Here is a 22549-nt window from a genome sequence, read left to right as displayed (position 1 = left end):
TTCACTTCTTGCTTTCGTCATCGTCCCTTTCATAGCTTTTGCGCGCCTTCTTGTAGCTGTCGTCGAAAGGCTTCAAATGAAGCATATTTGCGCGCTCTGCATAGGTACCTGTCGCCAGAACAATCATTCCGATAACAACGCCAACAAACTTTTCTATGCCAGACAAAAGGAAGTATGAGGCTGCCGCTATCGCTATACCCGTTGCCCACAACAGAATGCGAAACCAGGGCGCGCAGTTTCCGTTGCTTATGATCTTCATTTTTTGTTTTGCACCGCGTTGTTCAGTTGGCTGCTGACGTCATTAAACGTCGTAGTGTTCTTGATCCAACTGCCAGATTCAGTAATTACCGTGCCAGCGAGAGGATATTTGTTCGCAACACCTCCCAGTGGCAGATCCACAACTGCCCCCGCCACATACGAACCCGGATTGGGACGTGCCGTCTGTACCACGAAATCTGCTACCCAACCCGTGACTGTCGATCCAAACGCAATTCCTTCAAAAACTGGTGCATATGGTGTTGGCAGTGCTGCTGCTGTCGCAGCGGCAGCACCAATACGCCCAACATTGGTTGAAATCATTGAGGCCGCATCGGCCGTCGTATTCCGCACGAAGTTTGCGTCCGACTGACCGAAACTGGTGAATGGTCCAGTCACGTTGATCGAACCATCTCTGCTGCCCGATGGATACGTAAACTCGTTAGGCATTTGCCCCGGCGATATGCTGTTGTAGTTCGCCAGAATATAGCTCTGCAACGCGGCATCGGACGGCGCAAGTATTTGCGTCAGGACCGGCTGTCCGTTTGCAGTTGTCCCGGCAGACATCCATTGCGCACCGGAATCGGTAGGCGTCTGGCCCACCAGGGTAGCTGGCGCACCCGATGTAGTGGTGCCGTTGACGCTCATATCCATCTGGCGCATCTGGTCCTCGATCTGCGCTACCGTGTATTTCCCGCCGCTCGCATCGGACAATTGCTGCGCGAGCGATTTCTCCTTGGTATCCAGTTGACGATTGTAGAGGTCCACGTTCGTTGCGGTTGCCGCGCCCGCTGTTCCTCCACCGACCAGTGCGCCGCCCACGTTCGCTACGACGTTCGCGGCAAGGTTGCCCAGGAGGCTCGAACCCGTCTCCGCCGTGACGCCCTTTGAAAGGCTTTCCAGCTGGTTTTTCGTCATTCAAAGCTCAGATTTAAACTGCAAATCCTTGACTATCGCTACATTTCCCCAATTAAAGGAACAGGAGCGACCAACTTCGATACCAACCTTCTTCCCATCAACATCCTGTTTTTCCGAAATAGGCAAACAACCACCCGAAATAGTTACGGTGGGAGTGCCCTGCTTGGAAAGCGGAAATTCGATTGCTGCATCCTCAGGTATATGATGCACCAGTGTAACGCTCTCAACATAGTCATCGGGCAACGAGAATATAAATGATCCATCAACCGACAGCATGTAGTAGGTATGTTGAAACGGTTTATCGACAACGCATATTTTACTTGTATGGGACTCAATCGTCTGTGACTGGCAATTTGGCTCATGAGCATACGACGCATTGACAAGGAAAAAACTCAAAAATAAGCTAGCCAATATTCTTTGATTCATAGCGTGGACAACTCCGGTAAGCGGCCTTTACGGACCGCATTTCGTTATTTATCTTCCTCATCCGCCTTCGTTTCGTAGCTCTTGCGCGCCTTCTTGTAGCTGTTATCAAAAGGCTTGAGGTGCATCATTCGCGCCCTGCAAGCCATTCCACCTACAGCCGCGACGCCAAAACCGAACAGAACCGGGATAACGCTCCATCGCGATGGCGGCGCATACTTAAAAGATGCGAACATGATTGCTACCCCAATAATTATCAGCACCACACTAAACCACCACGTTAGATTTCCATTTTCAATAATTTTCACTTGCTCCCTCCGTCTACGAAGTTGCTCCACGATTTATTGAAGAAATTCTGGATCGCGGTAGCAGCAGAAGTATTATTAATGGCGTTTACCGTTTCATTCACCGCAGGCGCCAATCCCGGATACTTGCCCCCAACCGCATTTCCGGTGATCCCGGCGATGTTATTCTCATAGTACTGACCTACATTCGGTTGTACCAACTGACTGACGCCATCGGCTGCCATACCGAACGCTGTCGCTACAAATGTCGCCGAATCGAACACAGGCGCGTAGGGTGATGGGATGGATGCCGCAGCCGCGGTCGCTGATCCAAATCGTCCAGCAGAAGTCGATATCATCGTAGCCACGTCCGCAGTAGTGCCGCGCACGAAATCAAGGTCTGATTGACCGAAATTGGTAAATGGTCCGGTCACGTTGATTGAGCCGCCAGTGCTGCTCGACGGATACGTAAATTCGCTAGGCACCTGCCCCGGCGATACGCCGTTGTAGTTCGCCAGAATATAGCTCTGCAACGGGGCATCGGACGGCGCAAGTATTTGCGTCAGGACCGGTTGTCCGTTTGCAGTTGTCCCGGCAGACATCCATCGCGCACCCGAATCGGTAGGCGTCTGGCCCACCAGGGTCGCTGGCGCACGCGATGCAGTTGCGCCGTTGACGTCCACCAAAGGGACTATTCTTTTTCCTTCGCTGACGTTGCACCGAGGAATGCGCAGAATGCCAGGGCTGCAGCGATCCCAACTGGTGCAAAAAATCCCGGGATCGTAAGAATTATTGCCGATATCGTTTTTATCGCATGCGCAACGCCCAATTTAAAACTCGCAATTAGAAACATCAGCGCATAAATCCCTGTTAGGGAGATGACAAAGACTTTCCAAAACGTGTACCGCCCAAGCCAACGCGAAATCGCTGGGCCAAACAGACCACCAAAAACACCGCTCCAAAAGCCATCGAACATTGTTAGTTCCTCATCACTTGTTTGATGATCCTTGAGGCGATTGAACAGCCGCCTGAGCCGCTTTACCTGCGGCCTGCCCCAAGACGAATTTGTTGACCTGAAGCACAAAGCCGGGGACTGTGGCAACATTCTTTATCGAATTTGCGACACCTGCCCAGCCAAACATCGATGTCGCGAACATGCCGTTTACCGCTCCTACACTCGCTGCTGCGCCCAGACCGACCGCAGAGAATTGCTGGTTGAAACTGTCAACGAAGTTCTGAGCGCTGGAGTAATCTGACCTCAACACGATCGGCGCAGTATATGTCCCGCTGGAAATAGCTGCACCGGTCAACGCGGCCGTCGCAAGAGAATACCCCGCCTGCGCAGCCTTATATGCGGCATAGGCTTCTGGAGCCAGAACACCCGCAGCAACGCTGCCGGCAATGACACCTGCAGCGACGCTCGTGTCGCGCACGTTATTCTGGGCAGTATTGTAAAGATCGCCCTGCGCCTGGATCACAGCATTCAGCGTCTCATCACTGCACTGCGCGCCCGCCCCACAAACCTGCGATACGAGGTCTTTCTTCTTCTGATGAAGCATCTGGTTGTACAACTCGACGTTCGACGCCGTGGCCGCGCCTGCGGTGCCGCCGACGAGTACACCTCCCACGCCCGCTGCGACATTCGCAGCAAGGTTGCCGAGCAGTTCCGAGCCCGTTTCTGTTGCGACACCTTTGGACAGGCTCTCAAGCTGCCCCGCGAGCTTCGAAGATAGGCCCGCACCAGCCGCACCACCGATCGCCCCGAACGCACCGCCGCCACCGAGGCCGCCAATCAGCGCGCCGCCCGCCAGATGCAGCAGTGCACGGTTGTCACCGCCTTCGGCCCATGCAGCGGCCGTAGCCGTGTCACCAGCCTTTTCGGCTGCCTCCTGTTTCGCTTCGGCATACGCGCCATTACCCTGCGCGACCACCTGGCCTGCCGCCTGCGCCGCCGCCATCGTGTCCGCCTGCTGGTTCAGGATATCGTTCACGTCCGGCGTTTTCGAGACCGTCCCGTTGGTATCCGTTGTATCGCGGCGCAGGCCCGCCACATCCTGCGACTGCTTCGCGCCGTCCGTAATATTGAGCGCGCCTGCGCTGACCGCACTGCGCGTGGTGGCGCTGTCGTCACCGTTCTCGTTTTGCGAGATCATCGGCGTAATGCCAGGTGTGCCACTGACCGAACCCGGACCCGTCGCCTTGCCGGTGTTGCCTACGCCCACACCCGCGCCGATCCCGTTGCTCGACGCGCTGTAGTGCGACTGATTCTGGATATCGCTGTAGGTGAGCGTACCGGTCGTCAGCGAATTCTTCGACGCATCGGCATCGCTGGCAATCACCGCGCCCGCCAGATTCGTGTTGCCCTTGACACTAATATCAAAGCCACCGTTGCCCGCCTGAATACCCGCCTGTTCGTTCACCTGCGCATAGTTCGAATCGGCATGCCCGTTCTGCGCGCTGAAGCTCGCGCTGCCGCCGCCCTGGCTGATGCTGAAGCCGCCGCCCACGCTGCTCTGGTGCGCGGCGCTCACTGTCGTATCCTGCACGCTCTGGATGTTCAGGTTACCGCCGACTTGCGCGGTCACCTGGTTACCGCTGACCTGCGATCCGATAATGTTGGTATCGCCCCCCGAAACGATGGTCACGCCGTTCGCGCCGCTTACGTGTGACGCGTTCTGGATCGCCGCATTGCTGTTGCCGTCGCCGTGCGCGTTGGACATTGACGCCGAGACGCCGAAACCCTGCGTGCCATAGGACACACCGACGCTCGCGCTGCTCGATTTGTTCGTGCTGGCGGTCGTGTCCGTGTCCGTGGTGTTGACGATGTTGACCTGATTTTTCGCGGCGAGCACGACATCGTTCGCGCTCACGTTCGAACCCGCGATTGTCAGGTTGCCGCTGCCGGGCGTGCCGTCGCCAGTTGCCACGAAAGCTGCGGTGCCGCCCGCCTGAACGTTCGAACCCTTCTGCGTCGTCTGATCCTCGGTGAACGTATTCTTGCTCTGACTGGAACCGAAGCTCAACTGCACGCCAATGCTCGGCGCGTTCGGCCCGGTTGCGCCGCCCATCACACCCGCTGCACCCATACCCGCCATCGCCGCATTGCCGCCCGCCGCAATGGCGTGCAGCGCCTCGGCGCGGCCGTTGCTGTTGCCGCTCGCGAGCGCCTGGCCCTGCTGGTACGCACCGTTGATCGCATCGCCCACGCTGCCCGACAGGCCGAGTGTGAAACCGCTCTGCTTCACCTCCTGGGTTTCGTCGTGGTGCGAGGTGTCGGTCGCCGCATCGATGATCACGTTGGCCGCCGTGCCCGTGACATTCTGGGCTGCCACGAGATCGCTGCCCGTTACGTGCAGGGTGTTGCCCGCCTGAATCGAGAGGTTGCCGTTCGTGCTGCCGACAAGGCTGGCGTTGTTCGTCACGCTGCTGTCATGCGTAGTCTCCTTCGTGTCGCTATTGCCGTAGTTCAGGCTCACGCCACCACCGCTCATCGCGCCGAAGCCCGACTTCTTTTCCTCATAGAACGAACTGCTCTGACTCGTATCCTGCGTCGTGGTGATGTTCACGTCATGCACGGCGCTCAGTGAGACATCGTTTGTCCCGACGATCGTGCTGCCCGCGACGTTGATATCCTTGCCGCTTGAGATCGACACGCCGTCTGCAGAAATCATGCTGCCCTGCGAAAGCGTCGTCGTCGTGTTGCTCGAACTCGATACCTCCTTGCCGCTTACCACGTTGCTGTGGCTATGCTGCCCCTGGAAATTGTCGACATAGGTCGTGGTGGCCGCGCCGATATTAACGTTGTTCGCAGCCGCAAGCGTGGCCGTCCCCTTGTCGAGGTTGATCGTGCTGCCGATCAGGTTGATATAGTTTCCCGATGCGACGGTAAGCGAATTGCCGGAATTAAGCGTCGTCGCCGTCAGCGTATCGGCGGACGTGTGCAACGAGTCTGAATTGCTGCCGTGACTGTCGCTGACCGAGCTGTTGCTGTCGACGGTCGAGGTCGCGTTCGCCGCCTGGAGCGTCACGTCGCCGTTCACCGCGATCGTCCCGCCGCCGCCGAGATTGATATTCGCGCCCGTCGCGGTCAGATTGCCGCCTACGCCGATCTGCGAAACGCCGCCAACATTCACGGAACTGCCGTTCGCGCTGTTGAGGTCCGTATCCGACACGCCGTTCGCGCCATGAACCACCTTCTGCTCGCCGGTCTGAACGGTGCCGATGTCGTAGTTGCCGCCCACGGCCATGCCGAGGTTGCCGCCGACATTGAGATTGGCCCCGTTCTGCTCGAAGTTGCCGCCTGTCACAATCGCGGCGTCGCCTGCCACGCTCACGTTCGCGATGGGGCCCAGCTTGGTCGTGGTTCGCGTCGCCCCTGTTGCGCTGACCTGATTGACGGTGTTCGTCGCCGTATTCAGCAGCAGGTTGCCGCCTGCATTCAGCGCGAGGCTCCCGGCCTTTACGGTCGCCGAGGTCAGGTTGACATCGCCCGTTGTCGCCAGCGACATGAGGCCACCGCTTTGCAAGGTGCCGAACGCGTTGTCTACGGACTGGCCGTTGATCGTCAGCGAATTGCTGGCCTGGATCGTGCCGCTATTCGTGAAACTCTGCGCGTTCTGAAGATCGATGTTGGTCGCCGCGATGAGCGGCCCATTCATGTTCTGCTGACTGGCCTGCGCGAGATAGACGACCGGCACGAGCACCGACTGCCCGTCCACGATCTCGGTCTGCATGATGACCACGTTGGTCGTGAGCGCGGCGACCTGCTCGGGCGACAGCGCCACTCCGAGCGACAGATTCAGGGATTCAGCGAGCGATGCGCCTGCTGCCAGCATCGCTTCGTACATCGACTGCGTATCGGTGTAGGGGCCGAGTACGGCCTTGCCGGTCAGCGACGTTATCTGGTTCTGCACGAGCTGCTGCTCGTACAGGCCGTCGCCGAGGCGCTTTTCCACCGTCTGGGGATTCAGGCCAAGCTGCTGGAGATAGTAGTCGCTGGAAATGAACGATTTCGCGTTCGTAAAGGCCGGGTTCGACTCGATCAGGTACGGCGCGTTCGGTGCCGTGTCCGGTCTGAACAGTCCGCCCTGCGGGATCGTCAGGTTGCTCAGGACGTTCGCCGCCGTGGCGCGAGCAATCGCCGGATCGACCTGGACGGCGCTGCCGCCGACCCCGCCGACATTCACCCCGCTGACCGACTGGCCGGGTACAAGCCCGAGCGATGGAATCCCCGCATTACCCGCCGTGTTGTTGACGCTCACGCCTGTACCAGAAATCGTGCCACCGGCCGTCCAAGTGGATTCGTAGTCGGGCAGGCCGTAGACGCGAACGTCAGCCGGTGCTACCTGGTAGCCGCCCGGATTGGAACCGACAAACGGCGCATTGCCGAACGGCAAGGTCCAGTTGTGTTCGCTGTTGTCGTAGTTGTTGTAGTGATAGTAGCCCGAGTAGGTGACCTGTACCTCGGGCGCGAGTTGCCCGCGCCAGCTATCCGCGTCGAGCGAGACGGGCATCGCAATGTTGCCCGCGGCGGCGACGGCGCTCCAGTAGTTCTGGAACAGCCCCGTTTTCGACGCGTCCAGGTTGCCGCCCGCAATGATCTGCGCCTGCGGGCTGATGGACGCAATCAGGTTTGCTACCGCCACGCCCGTATAGGTCGTGTACTGGTAGCCGCTATTCCACTGGCCGCCGTGCGGCGGCACCGTGTACACACCGCCAATCATGGTCAGGAACGCCGGGTTATCCGGGGTGGTCCAGCCCACATCCTGACCCGAGCACGCGGCCATGTTGACCGCAGTACACCCGGACAGGCTGATGCCGAGCTGAGCGATCAAGGACGGATCGACAGACTGATTCAGCCCCGTCGTGGTCATCGTCGTCCGCGTATTCGTGACCTGATTGGCGGCGAGCGTCATGTCGCCCGCCGACTGGATCAGCGCCGACTGGTTGCGGATAAGATTCGCGTTCGTGTAGTTGCCGTTCGCATCCTTGCCGCCTGCGAGGACGACATTGCCCAAGCCGAAAATCGCGGTCGTCGCCTGCGTGTCGGTGGCCGTGGTGTCGTCGCGGTTCTCGATGTCGGGCGCGAGCAGTTCCAGCGTGCCGTTGCTCTCCGTCGCGCCAATGAGCGCGGTTGGTCCTACATTCGAAATGCTGTTGGTGGCGTTCAGCGACACGCTGCCGCCGACTATTGCACCGGTGTTTTCCAGCGTGTTCGAGTGCGTGATGAGCGTGCCGCCTGCCATCATCGCCCCACTGTTGGCGATGTCGTCCGCGTTGATGGCCAGGTTATCGACCGCCTCGAGCGAGCCGGAATTGCTGAACGTGCCGGGCAGCGTAAAGGTGAGGTCGTGACCGGCCATGAACTGCATATCCGGCGTCGGCGCAAAATCGCCCTGAACATTCACCGACACGTCATTGGCCGCGCTGTATGCGCCGCCACCCGTGAGCGTCGCGGCATTCAGCAACAGGTCGTGATCGGCTCCAATCTGGCCGTCGGTGTTCGACACGGCCCCGCTCGCCGAAATGACGACATTGCCGCCCGAACCGGCGAAGGTGCCAATCTTGCCCCCCGTGTCATCGAGCGTACCGGTCTGGATCGCGACATTCGCGCCACTGACCTGGCCGCCCTGCGTGTTGGAGATGGAAGACGCGCCGAGCTTCACGGACCCATTACCTGCGATCAGGCCGCCACTGTTCACGATCTGGCTGCCGCCCTGCACGGTGGTGTCTCCCGTGCCGAGGTTGCCGATGAGCCCGTCTGTGCTGTCGATGGAAGCCGCCTGAACCGAGAGCGAGCTGGCGTCGCCCGCAGCGCCGGTACCTGACTGGATCTGGCCGCCCGTGTCCGTGAGTGCGCCGCCGCTCGCGAGCGAGATCGACGACAGCGAACGTACCGCCCCCTGCGTGTTGTTCACGTCGCCTGCGACGCTGGCCGCGATGGCCCCCATCGCAGCCAGCGCGCCGGCCTGATTGTTGAGGCTGCCGGCGTGCACCGAAAGCTGCCCCGCCGTGATCACCGTGCCGCCCGCATTTGAAAAGGAACCCGAGCCATTACCCGGATCAATCGCGAGAGTGCCAGTTCCCGCGTGGGTGATGGTGCCACCATCATTTTTCAGAACCGCCGGGGCGAGCGTGAGGTCCGTGCTGTTCGTCTGGACTTTCCCGCCCGCAGAGTTATCGAGCGTTCCCGAGACGGCCACGGTCATCGCTGACGTGCCAGTCTGCGTGATCGTGCCTGCGTGATTGAGGAGGTTCGTGGCGTCAAGCGACAGTTGCGCCGCCTGGGTGACGCCACCGCTGTTGTCCAGCGTCGTGGCGCTCACCGCCGCCAGCTGACCGGCTACGATCACGCCGCCGTTATCGGTAAGTTGCGCCCCGGCATTGATGGTCGCATTGTTCTGCGCCTGAAGCGTACCCGCGTCGTTGTTCAGGGACTGCGCGTCAAGCTGGAGATCCGTTTGCGCGCTGACCGTGCCGTGATTGACAATGCTCCCGCCTTGCAGGGTCACGGTACCATTGCCGCCAATCACGCCACCCTGCGCACCACCGGCGGTGGTGCCTGCTGCGTTCAGAAGCTGCCCCGTGGTCGTGACTGACAGGCCGTCTGCGCTGAGCGACGTTATCCGGCCCGCACTGTTGTCCAGCGAGGCTCCGGCTACCAGCACGCCCGTGGCGCCCTGCATGGCCCCCTGGTTGTTCGAAATGTCTCCGCCGCGTACCTGCATCGCACCCTGCGAAACCATTTCGCCGCCCTGATTCGCAATCTGTCCCGAAGTCTGTGCGACGAACGCTCCCTGCGAGGACATGCCGCCGTTCTGGTTCGACAGGCTGCCGGCGTCAAGCGTCATGCTGCCGCCGGCCGTCAGCGTTCCCCGGTCATTGACCAGCGCACCTGCAGCCTGCGCGTTGACCGCGCCTGCGGCGCTCGTGGTCGCCCCGGCGAGGTTCACGTCGCCCGCGTATGCCGCCAGCGCCATGTTGCCGTTCGCCGCCGTCTCGCTGCCCGCGAGATTCACGCCGCTGCCCGAGAGCGTCGCATTGCCGCCCGCCATGTTCAGGCCGCTGGCATCAAGCTGGCCCGATGCGGAAAGCAGCAGGTCGCCGCCGCTGCCCACCGAACCATCGCCATTCACGCCCGCGCCGAGCGTGCCGGTCGATGCAACGCTGCCCGCAGTGATCGACGTATTCTGTTGTGCCGCAACGGTGCCACTGTTGGTAACGGCTCCCGCCGTGCCAATGGAGGTATTGCCTTGGGCGTAGATCGTGCCGCTGTTCGCGACGCCCGCCGCGTTAATTCCGAGATTGCCGCTCGCGTTCATCGTGCCGGACTGTACAAGCTGGCCCGCGCTCGTGAGTATCAGATCCCCCGCCTGCGCAGCGATGGTACCGGCATTCGCAACACCCACGCCGTTCTCCGTCCCCACCAGAACGATGCGGTTGCTGTACATGCCACCCAGTTGCGACACGTCGATGGAAACGCCGGGAGCGGGGCCACTTCCTGCAATCGGCGTTGGAATCAGGCTCGTGTAGTCGATGCTGTTTGCGCCCGTCACAACATGCATTGACTTGCCATATATCGCTGCATTCACCTGCAGGGCGCGGGACAATAAGTCCACTTCATCAATATTTGAAGTGTTCAGGCCCGCCCCTTGGACAGTAATCATGCCGCCCGTTACACTGAAACCCGTCAGATTGCCATTGCCGTCGATCAGCGGATTACCAGTCGTTAAAATTCCACGTGCGGTGTTGATAAAGCCGCCGCCGTCCACGACCAGGCCGGAAGCGTTCGATATGATGACATCCGCCTTTTTCCCCGCGACCTCGACATAACCGCGCAATAGCGACGGATTATTGCTGTTGACCTGGTTGACGATTATCTTTGCGGCGTTGTTCGGTCCGAAGTTCGGATTACCCGATATCTGCCCGGCGAGTTGGGTGTTCGTGTTAACGGGCGAATTATTGAGGATCGCGCCGTTTTTTTGCACATCGAACTGCGAGTACGTATTCACGGATATGCCCGCATTCGACGGTCTGTTCACGTTCACCTGTGGTAGACCATTCGCCGTGCTGATGACGCCGGGTGCATGTGCGCCACCGGGAACGATCTGCGCGTACGACGTGACGGGCGCAAGACCGAAAATAGCTAGTGCGGCAAAGGCCGCGTGACGGATTGCGAAGAGGGTGAACGATTGCAGCGCGACCGATGGGCCGGTTTCTCCCTGACCTGCCTTACCTTGTCCGACTGCGGTTTCTGCGACCGCAACGAGCATTCCCCGGAGCTTGCTGAAAACAAGCCGGTAATAACGGTTATTCATTGCTTGTACCTGTGATGCTGGATGAAGCCCTGCATACTGCAACGGCGTATTCCAGTGACCTCACACGACGCCGGACCGGCATCGCACCTGACGGCGCACACCTCGCGCGCATACGGTTCATGCTGAGGCAATCGCAAACTAATTTCTGTCAACGATTGTCAGGATTCGACACTAAAACCACATTTTTCGAATTCGGAGTCATCTGATTGTCAAAACCGGATTCGCATGAAAAGTCGGATTTGACAATCGACAAAAACTGCCTGATACGTCAGTTAATCAGCTGCAATGCTGTCCATGAAACGAAAAAGCCCGCCAATGCGGGCTCTTTCGTTTCAACGTCTCGCAGTTTATGATGCGCGCCACTAGTTGATTGGAGTTGTTCTGCATCACCGCGCAGCCGGGACCTCTGCGTCCACATCCACCGATGGATAGGCCTTTGACTATAAAAAGGCTCCGCCACAAGCGTATATTTCATCGGGAAAAACGCGCGGAGATTGCGTCGTGTTGCAAGAAGGATTATCTCCGAACGGTGGATATATCGGCTTGTGTTTATACGGACGCTAAGGAATGACAAGAAGCGGCCCCGCGTCTGCGGGGGCCGTGCCTGCAAGGGTGAGGAACGCCACCTATCCATACCACGTCCCCCCGTCCTCCCACCCACCACCAGCACTTCAATCCCGCAGCTTCACCGCCGTCATCCGCGGCATTAGCAGATGAATGATGCCCAACGCAACCAGATACGCCGACGCGCCGACGGTGAAGAGCGCCCAATACTGCCCGGTGCGCTGCAACGTCTCGCCGATCACGCCGGAGTAGAAGAACGAGCCGACCATCCCCGCCACACCGCCGATGCCGACCACCGTGCCGACCAGCCGCTTCGGAAACACGTCGCCGACCGTCGTGACGAGGTTCGCCGACCAGCCCTGATGCGCCGCTGCCGCGAGACCCACGGCGAACACCGCGTACCACAGGCTCTGGAAATACGACAAGGTGGCGATCGGCACCACGCACAACGCACAGATGAGCATTGTGAGCTTGCGCGCAAAATTCGGTTTGTTGGTGCGTGCCATCAAACGCGACGACAGCCACCCGCCCGCCACGCTGCCGACCGACGCCATCGTATAGATAGCGATCAGTGGGAGACCCATATGTCCGATGTCGATATGGCGCGACTCATTGAGCCACTTGGGCAGCCAGAACAGATAGAACCACCACACCGGATCGGTCAGCAGCTTGCCGAAGACAAACGCCCACGTTTCGCGGTACTTGAGCACCGACAACCAGCCGACTTTCTGCTCGACGACTTCCTCGCGATCCGCATTGATGTAGTCGAGTTCTTCCTTCGACACGGACGGATGCTCCGAAGGCTGCCGATAAACGAGCATCCACACCGCCAGCCAGATGAAACCGGTCGCGCCGCCCGCGATGAACGTCGCGCGCCAGCCCCACATCACGGCAGCGATCGGCACGAAGGCCGGCGCCACGATGCCGCCGATCGTCGCGCCCATGTTCCAGAAGCCCGTCGCTAGCGCGCGTTCCTTCTTCGGAAACCACGTGGCGGTAGTGCGGATCGCAACCGGAAAATTGGCCGCCTCGCTGAAGCCGAGCAGACCGCGCACGGCCGCGAAGCCCGGCACGGTCGATGCCACCGCGTGGAGCATCGCCGCGAGACTCCACAGCGCCATCGCGCTGCCGTAGACCTTCTTCGTGCTGACGCGATCCGCGATGCGGCCGAAGATCGCGAGACCCACCGCATAGGCGACCGTAAACACCATCACGGTCTGTGCATACTGCACCTGGCTCCAGCCGATATCCTTTTGCAGCAGCGGCGCGAGCAGCCCGAGCATCTGACGATCCATGTAGTTGATCGTCGTCGCGGCGAAGATCATCGCGCAGATGGTCCATCGGTATCGTCCGACGGCCGCGCGTGCGACGGCCGTCGTGGCTTCTATCGTTTTCATCGTGTCTCCTAAGGTTTCTGGAAATAGTGTCTATACGGTTGTTCGATGCAGTCAATGCGCGGAGGCGGGCATTCCTTCGCGCGGGCTCATGCGGGAGAAGAACGCGACCCCGGCGGCCACCACCGACATCACCGCGAGTCCAGTGAGGCCGCCCTCGATCGAGCCGGTCTTCTGTTCGAGGAAGCCGAAGGCCGCTGGCGCGACGAAGCCGCCGAGGTTGCCGATCGAGTTGATCAGCGCCAGCACCGCGGCGGAAATCCGCGCGTCGAGATAGCCCTGCGGGATCACCCAGAACAGTGACGAGGCGGCCTTGAAGCCGATCGCAGCAAAGCAGATCGCGACGAACGAAAACACCGGGCCGCCCTGGCCGGCCGCATACATGCCGAGCGCGGCGATCAGCAGCGCGCACGCGACCCACGCCTGCTGGAACTTGAAGCGCGCCGCGAGCATCGCGAACAGATACATCGCCGCGATCGAGATCAGCCACGGAATCGAGTTGTACAGGCCGACCTGGAAATCGTTGAAATGGCCCATCTTGCGGATGATGCTGGGCAGCCAGAAGGTCGCGCCGTAGATGGTCAGCGATACCGCGAAGTAGATCAGGCAAAAGATCAGGATTTGCGGATCGCGCAGCAGCGCGCCTATCGATGGCTTGACCGGGTGCGCGGCGGCGCGCTGGCGTTGCTCCTCGCCGACCGCATCGAGCAAGGCGTCCCGCTCGGCGCGGGTGAGCCAGGTGGCGTCGCGCGGCTTCGAGTCGAGCCACAGCAGGATGAAGCCCGCGAGCACGACCGAGAACATGCCTTCGATGATGAACATCCACTGCCAGCCGCGCAGCCCCGCGCCTTCGATCAGCATCAGCCCGCCGGAGATCGGCCCGGACAGCACCGACGCGAGCGCCGAGCCGCTCAGGAAGATCGCCATCGCCTTGCCGCGCTCGTTGCTCGGCAGCCATTGCGTGAAGTAGTAGATGACGCCGGGAAAGAAGCCCGCTTCGGCCGCGCCGAGCAGGAGCCGCATCGCGTAGAACGACGTCTCGCCGCGCACGAACGCCATGCCGGCCGCGGCCAGCCCCCACGTGAGCATGATGCGCGCGAGCCACAGCTTCGCGCCGTAGCGCTGCAGCAGGATGTTCGACGGCACTTCGAAGATCGCGTAGCTGATGAAGAAGAGCCCCGCGCCGAGCCCATAGGCCGCCGCCCCGATGCCCAGATCGGCGCTCAGATGCTGGCGCACGAAGCCGATGTTCACGCGGTCGATGTAGTTCACGATGAACATCACGACGAACAGCGGCAGCACGCGCCATTTGATCTTGCGCACCGCGCTCGCCAGCGCGCCGGCGAGCTCGGGCCGCGCCGTGTCGGCAATCGGGCTACTCATGGGGTTGTCTCCTTCGATGGCGACGCGCGTTGCGCGTCGCAGGGCTCGTAGGCGCGGATTGGAAGCGGGAGCTAAAAGCGCGGATTCTTGCCGGTGAAGCCCGGCTCGTACTTGCGCATCTGCGAGAGGTCATCGCGATTGCGCACGCCGCACGACAGATACTGCGCATGCAGTTCGGCGAGCCGCTCGCGGTCGAGCTCGACGCCGAGGCCCGGCGTGGTGGGCACGCGCACCGAGCCGTTGTCGAACTCCACGCGGCCGCCCTTGATGACTTCTTCCTCCTGCCACGGATAATGCGTGTCGCACGCATAGGTCAGGTTGGGGATGCTTGCCGCGACGTGCGTCATCGCCATCAGGCTGATGCCGAGGTGCGAGTTCGAGTGCATCGACATGCCGAGATCCCACAGCTTGCACATGCGCGCGAGCGTCTGCGTCGCGCGCAGGCCGCCCCAGTAGTGGTGATCCGACAGCAGGACCTTGACCGAACCCATCTCGGCGCCGCGCCGGAAATCTTCCATCGTCGTGATGACCATGTTGGTCGCGAGCGGCAGGCGCGTGTGCTTCGCCAGTTCGGCCATCCCTTCGAGACCCGGGCACGGGTCTTCGTAGTACTCGAGCAGCTCGTCGAGTTCAGGGGCGGCGGCGATGCTCGTTTCGAGCGTCCAGTTGGCGTTCGGGTCGAGGCGCAGCGGCACGCCGGGGAACGCCTGATGCAGCGCGCGCATGCACGCGATTTCGTGTGCCGGTTCGAACACGCCGCCCTTCAGCTTGATGCTCTGGAAGCCATACAGCTCGATCATTCGCCGCGCCTGCGCGACGATCTGCTCGGGGCTCAGGCCTTCGCCCCAGGCATCGGGTGCATAGGGCTTGTCGACGTGCTCGGCGTATTTGAAGAACAGATAGGCGCTGTAGGGCACGGTGTCGCGCACCTTGCCGCCGAGCAGATCGACGATCGGCGCGCCGACGATCTGCCCTTGCAGATCGAGCATCGCGACTTCGAGCGTGCTGATGACTTTCGGCGCGTTCTTCGCCGAGTGCGAGCCCGGCGCGAGTTCGAATTCGACCGCGCCCGGGCTCGCCTTGATCGACGCTCGCACGCGCTCTTCCATCCGATTGAGGTCGAACGGCGACAGGCCGGTCACCAGCGACTTCGCCTGTTCGAGCACGCGCAGCATCGGTTCGTCGCCATAGGTCTCGGAGATGCCGACGCGGCCGTCGCTCGTCTCCAGCTCGACGATGGCGCGCAGCGCCCAAGGTTCGTGGATTCCGGCGGCGTTGAGCAGCGGGCCGTCGCGGAAGGCGATCGGGGTGATGCGCACCTGCGTGATGGTGATGTCGCGAGTCATGATGGCAATCGGCATAAGAGGAGTTTGATGGGACGGATGGTAAAGCACTAATGTATTAGTGCGTTACTGGGGTAAGTACCCATGTGCACTGTTCGCGGAATTCCGCTCGCAAGCCCGCTGGAAGGGGCGAGCGTCGGCTATAGTACTAGTGCCTCAGCGGACCGCCATGCCGGGTCACGCCTGCTTCCATGCTTCAGTTTCTGCCATGAAAAACCACGCTCATTCGTCGACGGTAACCCGGCTCGACCGCTCCCGCCACGCCGCGCCGCAAGTATTCGAGCGACTGCGCGAAATGATCCTTTCCCTCGAACTCACGCCGGGTACGGTGCTGTCGCGCACCGAGCTGGCGAACCGCTACGGGCTCAGCCAGACGCCCGTGCGCGACGCGCTGATGAAGCTCGGCGAGGAAGGTCTCGTCGACATCTATCCGCAGCACGCGACGGTCGTCAGTCAGATCAACGTGACGTCCGCGCTGCAGGCGCATTTCCTGCGCCGCTCGATTGAACTCGAAGTGGTGCGCACGCTCGCGGAGCAGCGCGACGCCACGCTGATCGCTGAACTGCGCCTGACGATCGCGCGGCAAACGGAATTGCTCGACCTGAAGAACTACGAGCAGTTCTCGCTGCTCGATCAGGCGTTTCATCGGCAGATGTACGAGGCGGCCGGCGTGCCGCAGCTATGGGATCTGGTGCGTAGGTTGAGCGGCCATATCGACCGGCTGCGGCGCCTGAATCTGCCGGTGGAGGGCAAGACGATAGCGGTCGTGCGCGATCACACCGAGATCGTCGATGCGATCGACAAAGGCGATGTCGAGGCGGCGCAGGCAGCGCTACGCAAGCATCTGTCGGGGACGCTGAGTCAGATCGATCAGATCCGCACGAGTCATCCGAATTTTTTGGCGGACGAGTGAGCGTTCGCTGATTCGCTGGCTACGGCTGGTTCACGGTCATTCTGAATGGACCGCCGTTCGCGGCCGCGTGGGATACCGCTTCGTTGAGCGGACCGCAACATCCTCGTTTTCTTGTTCATCGAACCGGAAGCACGGCGGCTGTTCGGACCCGCCTGGGAAAACGAAGCGCGCCGCATGTGGATCGCGCACGACGCGAAGGCCCTAAGACCTTGGTCCGATTGACGCGACAGCCACGCGTGGCACCCTTGTACAAAGTCGGCACACTCGTGTTCAATCTGTCAGGGAGGTCACCATGTTTTCATGGAGCCGGGAGTTCGCGGTCGCGGTTACGGCTGTGTCCGTGATGGCTTGCGCGGGAAGCTCCTGGGCAACCGAACAGGCTCAGCAACGTCGCGCCGGACGTGACGTTCGCCAGGAGACACGCCAGGGTTCCCGCCACACGAAGCAGGAGTGCCGGGCCACGGACCAGAAGAGCAATTCGCAATGCCGGCAGGACAAGCGGCAAACCAAGCAGAACGGCCGTCAGGCGGCCAGGAATATCAAGTATTGAGCGTTTGCGTTCGCGTGCGCCAGCTGGGCACTGAACCAGCGACAGCACGGGATGGCAGACACCACGTCCACCAGATCAAGCGGGGAAGCTGATGCGAGCCTGCCGATACGTAGCGCTTTGCACCTTGCCGTTCATGATCGTCGGCTGTAACACGCCTCCGATCGCACCGGGCAAGCCGGTTGATATCCCGACTGCCCTCGAGCAGGTTCTCCAGGGCCTGTGCAATTTCCGCAAAGATCAGGCCGGCCGGAAGCAGGATCTGGGCGCTGCAATCGACTCTATCACCGTGGAACTCGACCTGACCGTCGACGGAGCGAGAAATCCCCCGGTGGCGGTGGCACCGGATATCCAGTTCATTCCCACGGTTAGCTATGGTCAGATCATGACGGCAAACAGAGGTAGCAGACTCGTGCTTACGCTGAAAAACACCGGCAGCGGTGCCCACGGCGGCGACTGCGATGTCACCGCGCCGGCCAGGTAGAGACCACTTTCGCTTGCCATAGTCTATGGCTTTGCGAAAGCGGACAACTGGGCACTTGCCGCGCGTCGAACAGCGCGGCAAGTGCAAGCGTTGCACGTCAACTTTGGGCGATGCTCTCCCACGCGCCCGATTGAGCCGAGCGGAACACGGCATCGATCACCCGCATATTCGCGCGCGCATCTTCTAGCGGAATAGCCTGCGGGCTCCCACTCAGGATCGCCTGCGCGAACGTGGCGGCGGCTACGCCATATTGATCGCACACCGCAAGCTCCAGCCAGCGATCAGTCGCGACACCGTCGCTATTGTGCTCACTGATTAGCAGGCGCGTCGGTCGATCGTGTGGTGCATTGAATGGAATTTCGACTTCGATTCGCCCCTTGGTACCGTGAAATTGCATCCGCTGGTACGGATAGGTCTGAGTCGAGTAAAAGAAACTCGCCTGCACGCCATCGAAGTCCATCAGCACGGAGCCGAGCCGGTCCACTTTGAAGGTCGGATCCTGCTCCACCAGCGCAACTACGCGCCGTGGCTCACGCCCGATAGTGAAGCGCGACGTCGTGATCGGATAACAACCAATATCGAGCAGACCGCCGCCACCTAGCTCGCTCCTGTTGCGGATATTGTGTTCGTTCGTGTTGTGATAGGTGAAACCGCCGGTCACTGCCCGCAATTCGCCGATCGCGCCTTCGTCGATCAAGGTCCGCACCTTCAACCATTGCGGATGCGTGCGAACCATGAACGCTTCCTGGACGTATCGGCCGTTCTTGTCGCGCGCGGCGATCAGCCGTTCAACCTGTTGAGCGTCCAGGCTGATCGGCTTCTCACACAGGACGTGCTTGCCCGCCTCGACCGATTTGATCGTCCATTCCACGTGGAGATGATTGGGTAATGGAATATAGACCGCGTCGATTTCCGGGTCCGCGAGGAGCGCCTCGTAACTATCGTATGCGACAGCCAGACCATACCTGGCCGCGGCTTCCCGCGCCTTCTCCGGAGAGCGTGACGCGATGCCTTTCACCCGACACTTCGGCGCGTTGTGCATGGGCACGACCACCTTATCGTTGATCTTTGCGGCGCCCAAAATTCCCCAGACTATTTCATCCTTTGCCATGACATCCCTTTATTCGATTGCGTATCCGATGAGTCGAGCAGGCTGAACATTCGCGTGAGTCGACAAGTCGCGTGAGTCCGCGAACGACCAGAAGCACGCGATCGTATCAGTTTAACCGTGTCGCCCCGTGATACCCGATACCCGGTCCGACCGAAGGCACGATCGCGACTCGTCAGCTAGACCTCGGTCCGCCTGAGCAGATAGCCGAGGCCGCCCACCCGATACCATCGGTATCCGAACGGCTCGAGCACCACCGCGTGGCGGCCGCCATCGTCGGACTCGCTGTGGTCGTCGGACAGAAGATTGATCAGCGACTGTCTACCCGGTTCGTCGGAGCTTAGGCGGAATTCGACGGTACACGCTTCGGCGCGGAAATTATGCAGAAACAGCACGGAGTTGTTACGCCACTGATAACTGAGCGCGAGCACATTGTTTCGCGAGGTAGGCAGCACTTCGAAGTCCCCCCAGCTGATTTCCGGCACTTCCTTGCGCATGCGAATCATCCGCTCCGTCCAGTTGAGAAACGAATCGGGATCGCGTCGCTGCTTCGCCACGTTGACCCGCTCGAAGCCATAAGCCCCGCCGCAGATCGTCGGGACGGGCGGGTTTGAATGACTGGTGAAGCCGCCTTGCGGCTCGCCCGACCATTGCATCGGCGTGCGCGCACATTGGCGCTCGGGCCGGCGCAGGTCGTCGCCCATGCCGATTTCATCGCCGTACCGGAACACGGGCGTGCCGGGCAAACTCAACATCAGGCTGTAGGCAAGTTCAAGGCGGCGTCTGTCGCCCGACAGCATTGGCGCAAGTCTGCGGCGGATGCCGCGCCCATAGAGCTGCATGTCGGGGTCCGGAGCGAACGCGGCGAACACTGCCGCGCGCTGAGCGGGCGTCAGCCGGCCCAGATCGAGTTCGTCGTGATTGCGCAGAAACACCCCCCATTGCGCGCTCGGCGGCCGTGGCTTCGTCGCAAGGAGCGCGTCCTTCAACGGCTTCGTGTTGCCCGTCGCGAGCGTGTAGAACGTGTTTTGATTGACCCGGAAGTTGAACATCATCGGCAGGCGCTCGCCCTCGTCGCCGAAGTAGTGGAGGTCGGTTTTGGGCGGCACGTTGGCTTCGGCCAGAATGATCGCATCGCCCTCGCGCCACTGCAGAAACTCGCGAAACGTTCGCAACATCTCATATTGCTCGACAGGGCGGCGCACCTTCGGGCCCTTCGTCGCGATGACGAAGGGCACCGCGTCCATGCGGAATCCGGAAACCCCCAGCTGGATCCAGAAGCCCATGATCTTCAGCAATTCCGCCTGCACATGCGGATTCGATGTGTTCAGGTCCGGTTGAAAATCATAGAAACGATGAAAGTACCAGCGTCTCGCCCGCTTGTCGAAACTCCAGGTCGACTTCTGCACGCCCGGAAACGCGACGCCACGTTGCGCATCGGGCGGTTTGTCGTCCGACCAGACATACCAGTCGCGATACTTCGAAGCGGGATCGCTGCGTGCTTCCAGGAACCACGGATGCTGATCGGACGTGTGATTGACCACCAGATCGATGATGACGCGCAAGCCCCGCTCGGCGCACGCATGCGTAAGCTCGGCGAAATCGCCGAGCGTGCCGTACTTCGGGTCGACGTTGTAATAGTCGCAAACGTCGTAACCGTTATCGCGTCCGGGCGAGGGGTGGAAGGGCATCAGCCAGATCGTCGTCATGCCAAGCCCTTGCAGGTAATCGAGCCTGCGCATCAGGCCCTGGAAGTCGCCGACGCCGTCGCCATTCGCATCCATGAAGGTGCCTACCGAGAGGCAATAAATGATCGCGTTCTTGTACCAGAGGTCATTGAGCATAGGTTCCGCGCATAGCGCCAAAACGATCGATCGCGAAGAGGAATTGCAATGTCGGAGCTTGCGTGGTGGCAACGCGGCGTGATCTATCAGATCTATCCGCGCTCGTTTCAGGACAGTAACGGCGATGGCATCGGCGATCTACCCGGCATCAGCGCGCGCCTTGAATATGTCGCGGCGCTAGGCGTCGATGCGGTGTGGATCTCCCCCATCTACCCGTCGCCCATGGCCGACTTTGGCTATGACGTCGCGGACTACTGCAACGTCGATCCGATATTCGGCACTCTGGACGGGTTCCAGCAATTGATGGGCCACGCACATCGGCTTGGGCTCAAGGTGCTGCTCGATTTCGTGCCGAACCATTCGTCGAGCCGGCATCCGTGGTTCGAGGAAAGCCGCTCGTCGCGGGACGATCCGAAACGGGACTGGTATCTGTGGCGCGATCCCGCGCCTGATGGCGGGCCGCCGAACAACTGGTTGAGCCGCATGGGAGGCTCGGCGTGGGAGTGGGACGAGGTGACGGGACAGTACTACTATCACGCGTTTCTGCGGGAGCAGCCTGATCTGAACTGGAGAAACCCGCAAGTACGCCGCGCGATGGATCAAGTGCTGCGATTCTGGCTGGATCGCGGCGTGGACGGCTTCCGCGTGGACGTGCTGTGGCTGTTGATCAAGGACGCGCAGTTTCGCGACAATCCGCCCAATCCCGGCTATCGGCCCGGCGAGCCGGAACATCATCGGCTCTTGCAAAGTTACACGGAGGATCAGCCGGAAGTGCATGAAGTCGTCCGCTCGATGCGAGCCACACTGGACGAGTACGGCGAGCGCGTGCTGATCGGCGAAATCTACCTGACTGTCCCGCGACTGGTGAAGTATTACGGCGTGAACGGCGAAGGTGTGCACATGCCGTTCAATTTCCAGCTGCTCAACGCGAGATGGGACGCGCAGAACATCGCCCGCATGATCCGGGATTACGACATCGCGTTGCCCGAGTACGGGTGGCCGAACTGGGTGCTGGGAAACCACGACAATCCGCGCGTTGCATCGCGCGTCGGCGCGGCGCAGGCGCGGGTGGCCGCTGTACTGCTGTTGACGCTCCGAGGGACGCCGACGCTCTACTACGGCGATGAGATCGGCATGCCGGATGGCTATATCGCGTCAGATGAGATCCAGGACCCGGCGGAACTCCGGCAACCGGGCATTTGCCAGGGGCGCGATCCCGAGCGCACGCCTATGCAATGGGATGGCTCGCTGGCGAATGCGGGCTTTACGGACGGCAAACCGTGGTTGCCGATTGCGACGGCGACGAGCGTGCGCGAACAGGACGGCGACATGTCGAGCATGTTGTCGCTCTATCGGCGCCTGCTGAGCCTGCGCCGCAGCAACGCCGCGCTCGTGCGGGGCACGATCGAGAACGTCGTTGCTGACGGCGACGTGCTGACCTATGAGCGGCGATACGGCAATCAACGCCTTTTCATCGCGCTGAACATGGGCGTCGAAGATGCCACCGTGCAATTGCGCCCGGGCATGGTGTTGCTATCGACGGTGAGTACGCGCATCGGCGAAACCTTCGTGGAGGGCGCAAACTTGCTTGCCGCCGGCGAGGCGGTCATCGTGATTCTTACGCGAAGCTTGTCCGATGCCGTGCGGCCAAATAACGGGCCGAACGATGCAGTTCGGTAGTCGTTCCCCAAGGTGCTTCAACCTCGTTGGTTTCCACGAGCAATTGCGGAGTCGCCCGAGTGCGATCCGGCGGCCGCGCTCGCGCTCGAGCG

Annotated in this window: 16 protein-coding genes; 4 read left to right on the top strand and 12 right to left on the bottom strand. The window is 61.0% G+C overall.

Annotated features, from left to right (window positions below; translation table 11 throughout):
- Nucleotide 1 precedes the first annotated feature (1 nt).
- The 10 genes from HDG33_RS07090 to HDG33_RS07045 all read right to left on the bottom strand — a co-directional run bounded on the left by HDG33_RS07090 (nt 2) and on the right by HDG33_RS07045 (nt 15884).
- Nucleotides 2-259 (bottom strand): hypothetical protein, encoded by a 258-nt coding sequence (locus tag HDG33_RS07090; protein WP_184024347.1) that lies wholly within the window; start codon nt 257-259, stop codon nt 2-4.
- Nucleotides 256-1173 carry a hypothetical protein gene (locus HDG33_RS07085; protein WP_184023376.1) on the bottom strand — a complete coding sequence of 306 codons (918 nt, stop codon included), beginning with the start codon at nt 1171-1173 and terminating at the stop codon, nt 256-258. Before HDG33_RS07085 ends, HDG33_RS07090 begins: the two co-directional genes overlap by 4 nt.
- Nucleotides 1174-1599: a hypothetical protein gene (locus HDG33_RS07080; protein ID WP_184023373.1), complete on the bottom strand. Its 426-nt coding sequence runs from the start codon at nt 1597-1599 to the stop codon at nt 1174-1176.
- 44 nt (nt 1600-1643) lie between these two features.
- On the bottom strand, nt 1644-1904 hold the full coding sequence (locus HDG33_RS07075) for a hypothetical protein (RefSeq protein ID WP_184024345.1): 261 nt from the start codon (nt 1902-1904) through the stop codon (nt 1644-1646).
- Nucleotides 1901-2566: a hypothetical protein gene (locus HDG33_RS07070; protein ID WP_221311327.1), complete on the bottom strand. Its 666-nt coding sequence runs from the start codon at nt 2564-2566 to the stop codon at nt 1901-1903. Before HDG33_RS07070 ends, HDG33_RS07075 begins: the two co-directional genes overlap by 4 nt.
- 5 nt (nt 2567-2571) lie before the next feature.
- Nucleotides 2572-2856, bottom strand: coding sequence for a hypothetical protein (locus HDG33_RS07065; RefSeq protein ID WP_184023369.1), 285 nt, complete (start codon nt 2854-2856; stop codon nt 2572-2574).
- 13 nt (nt 2857-2869) lie between these two features.
- Complete coding sequence (locus HDG33_RS07060; protein ID WP_184023367.1) at nt 2870-11197, bottom strand: hemagglutinin repeat-containing protein; 8328 nt, start codon at nt 11195-11197, stop codon at nt 2870-2872.
- A gap of 671 nt (nt 11198-11868) precedes the next feature.
- Nucleotides 11869-13158 (bottom strand): MFS transporter, encoded by a 1290-nt coding sequence (locus tag HDG33_RS07055; protein WP_184023365.1) that lies wholly within the window; start codon nt 13156-13158, stop codon nt 11869-11871.
- A 51-nt stretch (nt 13159-13209) separates the two neighbouring features.
- Nucleotides 13210-14538 (bottom strand): MFS transporter, encoded by a 1329-nt coding sequence (locus HDG33_RS07050; RefSeq protein ID WP_184023363.1) that lies wholly within the window; start codon nt 14536-14538, stop codon nt 13210-13212.
- Nucleotides 14539-14609: 71 nt separating this feature from the next.
- Complete coding sequence (locus HDG33_RS07045) at nt 14610-15884, bottom strand: glucarate dehydratase family protein (protein ID WP_184023361.1); 1275 nt, start codon at nt 15882-15884, stop codon at nt 14610-14612.
- A gap of 205 nt (nt 15885-16089) precedes the next feature.
- Here HDG33_RS07045 and HDG33_RS07040 point away from each other — a divergent pair, with 205 nt between their 5' ends.
- The 3 genes from HDG33_RS07040 to HDG33_RS07035 all read left to right on the top strand — a co-directional run bounded on the left by HDG33_RS07040 (nt 16090) and on the right by HDG33_RS07035 (nt 17825).
- The gene (locus HDG33_RS07040) at nt 16090-16794 is read left to right on the top strand and encodes a GntR family transcriptional regulator (protein WP_184023359.1); all 705 of its coding nucleotides are present in this window, start codon (nt 16090-16092) and stop codon (nt 16792-16794) included.
- A gap of 292 nt (nt 16795-17086) precedes the next feature.
- Complete coding sequence (locus HDG33_RS37175; RefSeq protein ID WP_260330336.1) at nt 17087-17344, top strand: hypothetical protein; 258 nt, start codon at nt 17087-17089, stop codon at nt 17342-17344.
- Nucleotides 17345-17477: 133 nt separating this feature from the next.
- The gene (locus HDG33_RS07035; protein WP_084754269.1) at nt 17478-17825 is read left to right on the top strand and encodes a hypothetical protein; all 348 of its coding nucleotides are present in this window, start codon (nt 17478-17480) and stop codon (nt 17823-17825) included.
- 97 nt (nt 17826-17922) lie between these two features.
- On the opposite strand, the gene HDG33_RS07030 is transcribed toward HDG33_RS07035, so the two are convergent.
- Both HDG33_RS07030 and HDG33_RS07025 read right to left on the bottom strand, forming a co-directional pair.
- Nucleotides 17923-18936 carry a Gfo/Idh/MocA family protein gene (locus HDG33_RS07030; RefSeq protein ID WP_184023357.1) on the bottom strand — a complete coding sequence of 338 codons (1014 nt, stop codon included), beginning with the start codon at nt 18934-18936 and terminating at the stop codon, nt 17923-17925.
- A 176-nt stretch (nt 18937-19112) separates the two neighbouring features.
- A complete protein-coding gene (locus tag HDG33_RS07025) occupies nt 19113-20777 on the bottom strand; it encodes an alpha-amylase family protein (protein ID WP_184023355.1) in 1665 nt (554 codons plus the stop codon).
- 48 nt (nt 20778-20825) lie between these two features.
- On the opposite strand from HDG33_RS07025, the gene HDG33_RS07020 reads away from it, so the two are divergent.
- Nucleotides 20826-22457, top strand: coding sequence for an alpha-amylase family glycosyl hydrolase (locus HDG33_RS07020; protein WP_184023353.1), 1632 nt, complete (start codon nt 20826-20828; stop codon nt 22455-22457).
- The last annotated feature ends 92 nt before the right edge of the window (nt 22458-22549 follow it).

Origin of the sequence: Paraburkholderia sp. Cpub6, assembly GCF_014201065.1 — a bacterium.
Taxonomy (GTDB): domain Bacteria; phylum Pseudomonadota; class Gammaproteobacteria; order Burkholderiales; family Burkholderiaceae; genus Paraburkholderia; species Paraburkholderia tuberum.
This window is presented reverse-complemented; position numbering and strand designations above follow the sequence as displayed.

Excerpts from the sequence above, each read along its gene's own strand:
- HDG33_RS07055 (WP_184023365.1), bottom strand. The coding sequence starts at position 13,158 with ATGAAAACGATAGAAGCCACGACGGCCGTCGCACGCGCGGCCGTCGGA.
- HDG33_RS07065 (WP_184023369.1), bottom strand. The coding sequence starts at position 2,856 with ATGTTCGATGGCTTTTGGAGCGGTGTTTTTGGTGGTCTGTTTGGCCCA.
- HDG33_RS07020 (WP_184023353.1), top strand. The coding sequence starts at position 20,826 with ATGTCGGAGCTTGCGTGGTGGCAACGCGGCGTGATCTATCAGATCTAT.
- HDG33_RS07060 (WP_184023367.1), bottom strand. The coding sequence starts at position 11,197 with ATGAATAACCGTTATTACCGGCTTGTTTTCAGCAAGCTCCGGGGAATG.
- HDG33_RS07090 (WP_184024347.1), bottom strand. The coding sequence starts at position 259 with ATGAAGATCATAAGCAACGGAAACTGCGCGCCCTGGTTTCGCATTCTG.
- HDG33_RS07085 (WP_184023376.1), bottom strand. The coding sequence starts at position 1,173 with ATGACGAAAAACCAGCTGGAAAGCCTTTCAAAGGGCGTCACGGCGGAG.
- HDG33_RS07040 (WP_184023359.1), top strand. The coding sequence starts at position 16,090 with ATGAAAAACCACGCTCATTCGTCGACGGTAACCCGGCTCGACCGCTCC.
- HDG33_RS37175 (WP_260330336.1), top strand. The coding sequence starts at position 17,087 with ATGTTTTCATGGAGCCGGGAGTTCGCGGTCGCGGTTACGGCTGTGTCC.
- HDG33_RS07025 (WP_184023355.1), bottom strand. The coding sequence starts at position 20,777 with ATGCTCAATGACCTCTGGTACAAGAACGCGATCATTTATTGCCTCTCG.
- HDG33_RS07035 (WP_084754269.1), top strand. The coding sequence starts at position 17,478 with ATGATCGTCGGCTGTAACACGCCTCCGATCGCACCGGGCAAGCCGGTT.
- HDG33_RS07050 (WP_184023363.1), bottom strand. The coding sequence starts at position 14,538 with ATGAGTAGCCCGATTGCCGACACGGCGCGGCCCGAGCTCGCCGGCGCG.
- HDG33_RS07045 (WP_184023361.1), bottom strand. The coding sequence starts at position 15,884 with ATGACTCGCGACATCACCATCACGCAGGTGCGCATCACCCCGATCGCC.
- HDG33_RS07080 (WP_184023373.1), bottom strand. The coding sequence starts at position 1,599 with ATGAATCAAAGAATATTGGCTAGCTTATTTTTGAGTTTTTTCCTTGTC.
- HDG33_RS07030 (WP_184023357.1), bottom strand. The coding sequence starts at position 18,936 with ATGGCAAAGGATGAAATAGTCTGGGGAATTTTGGGCGCCGCAAAGATC.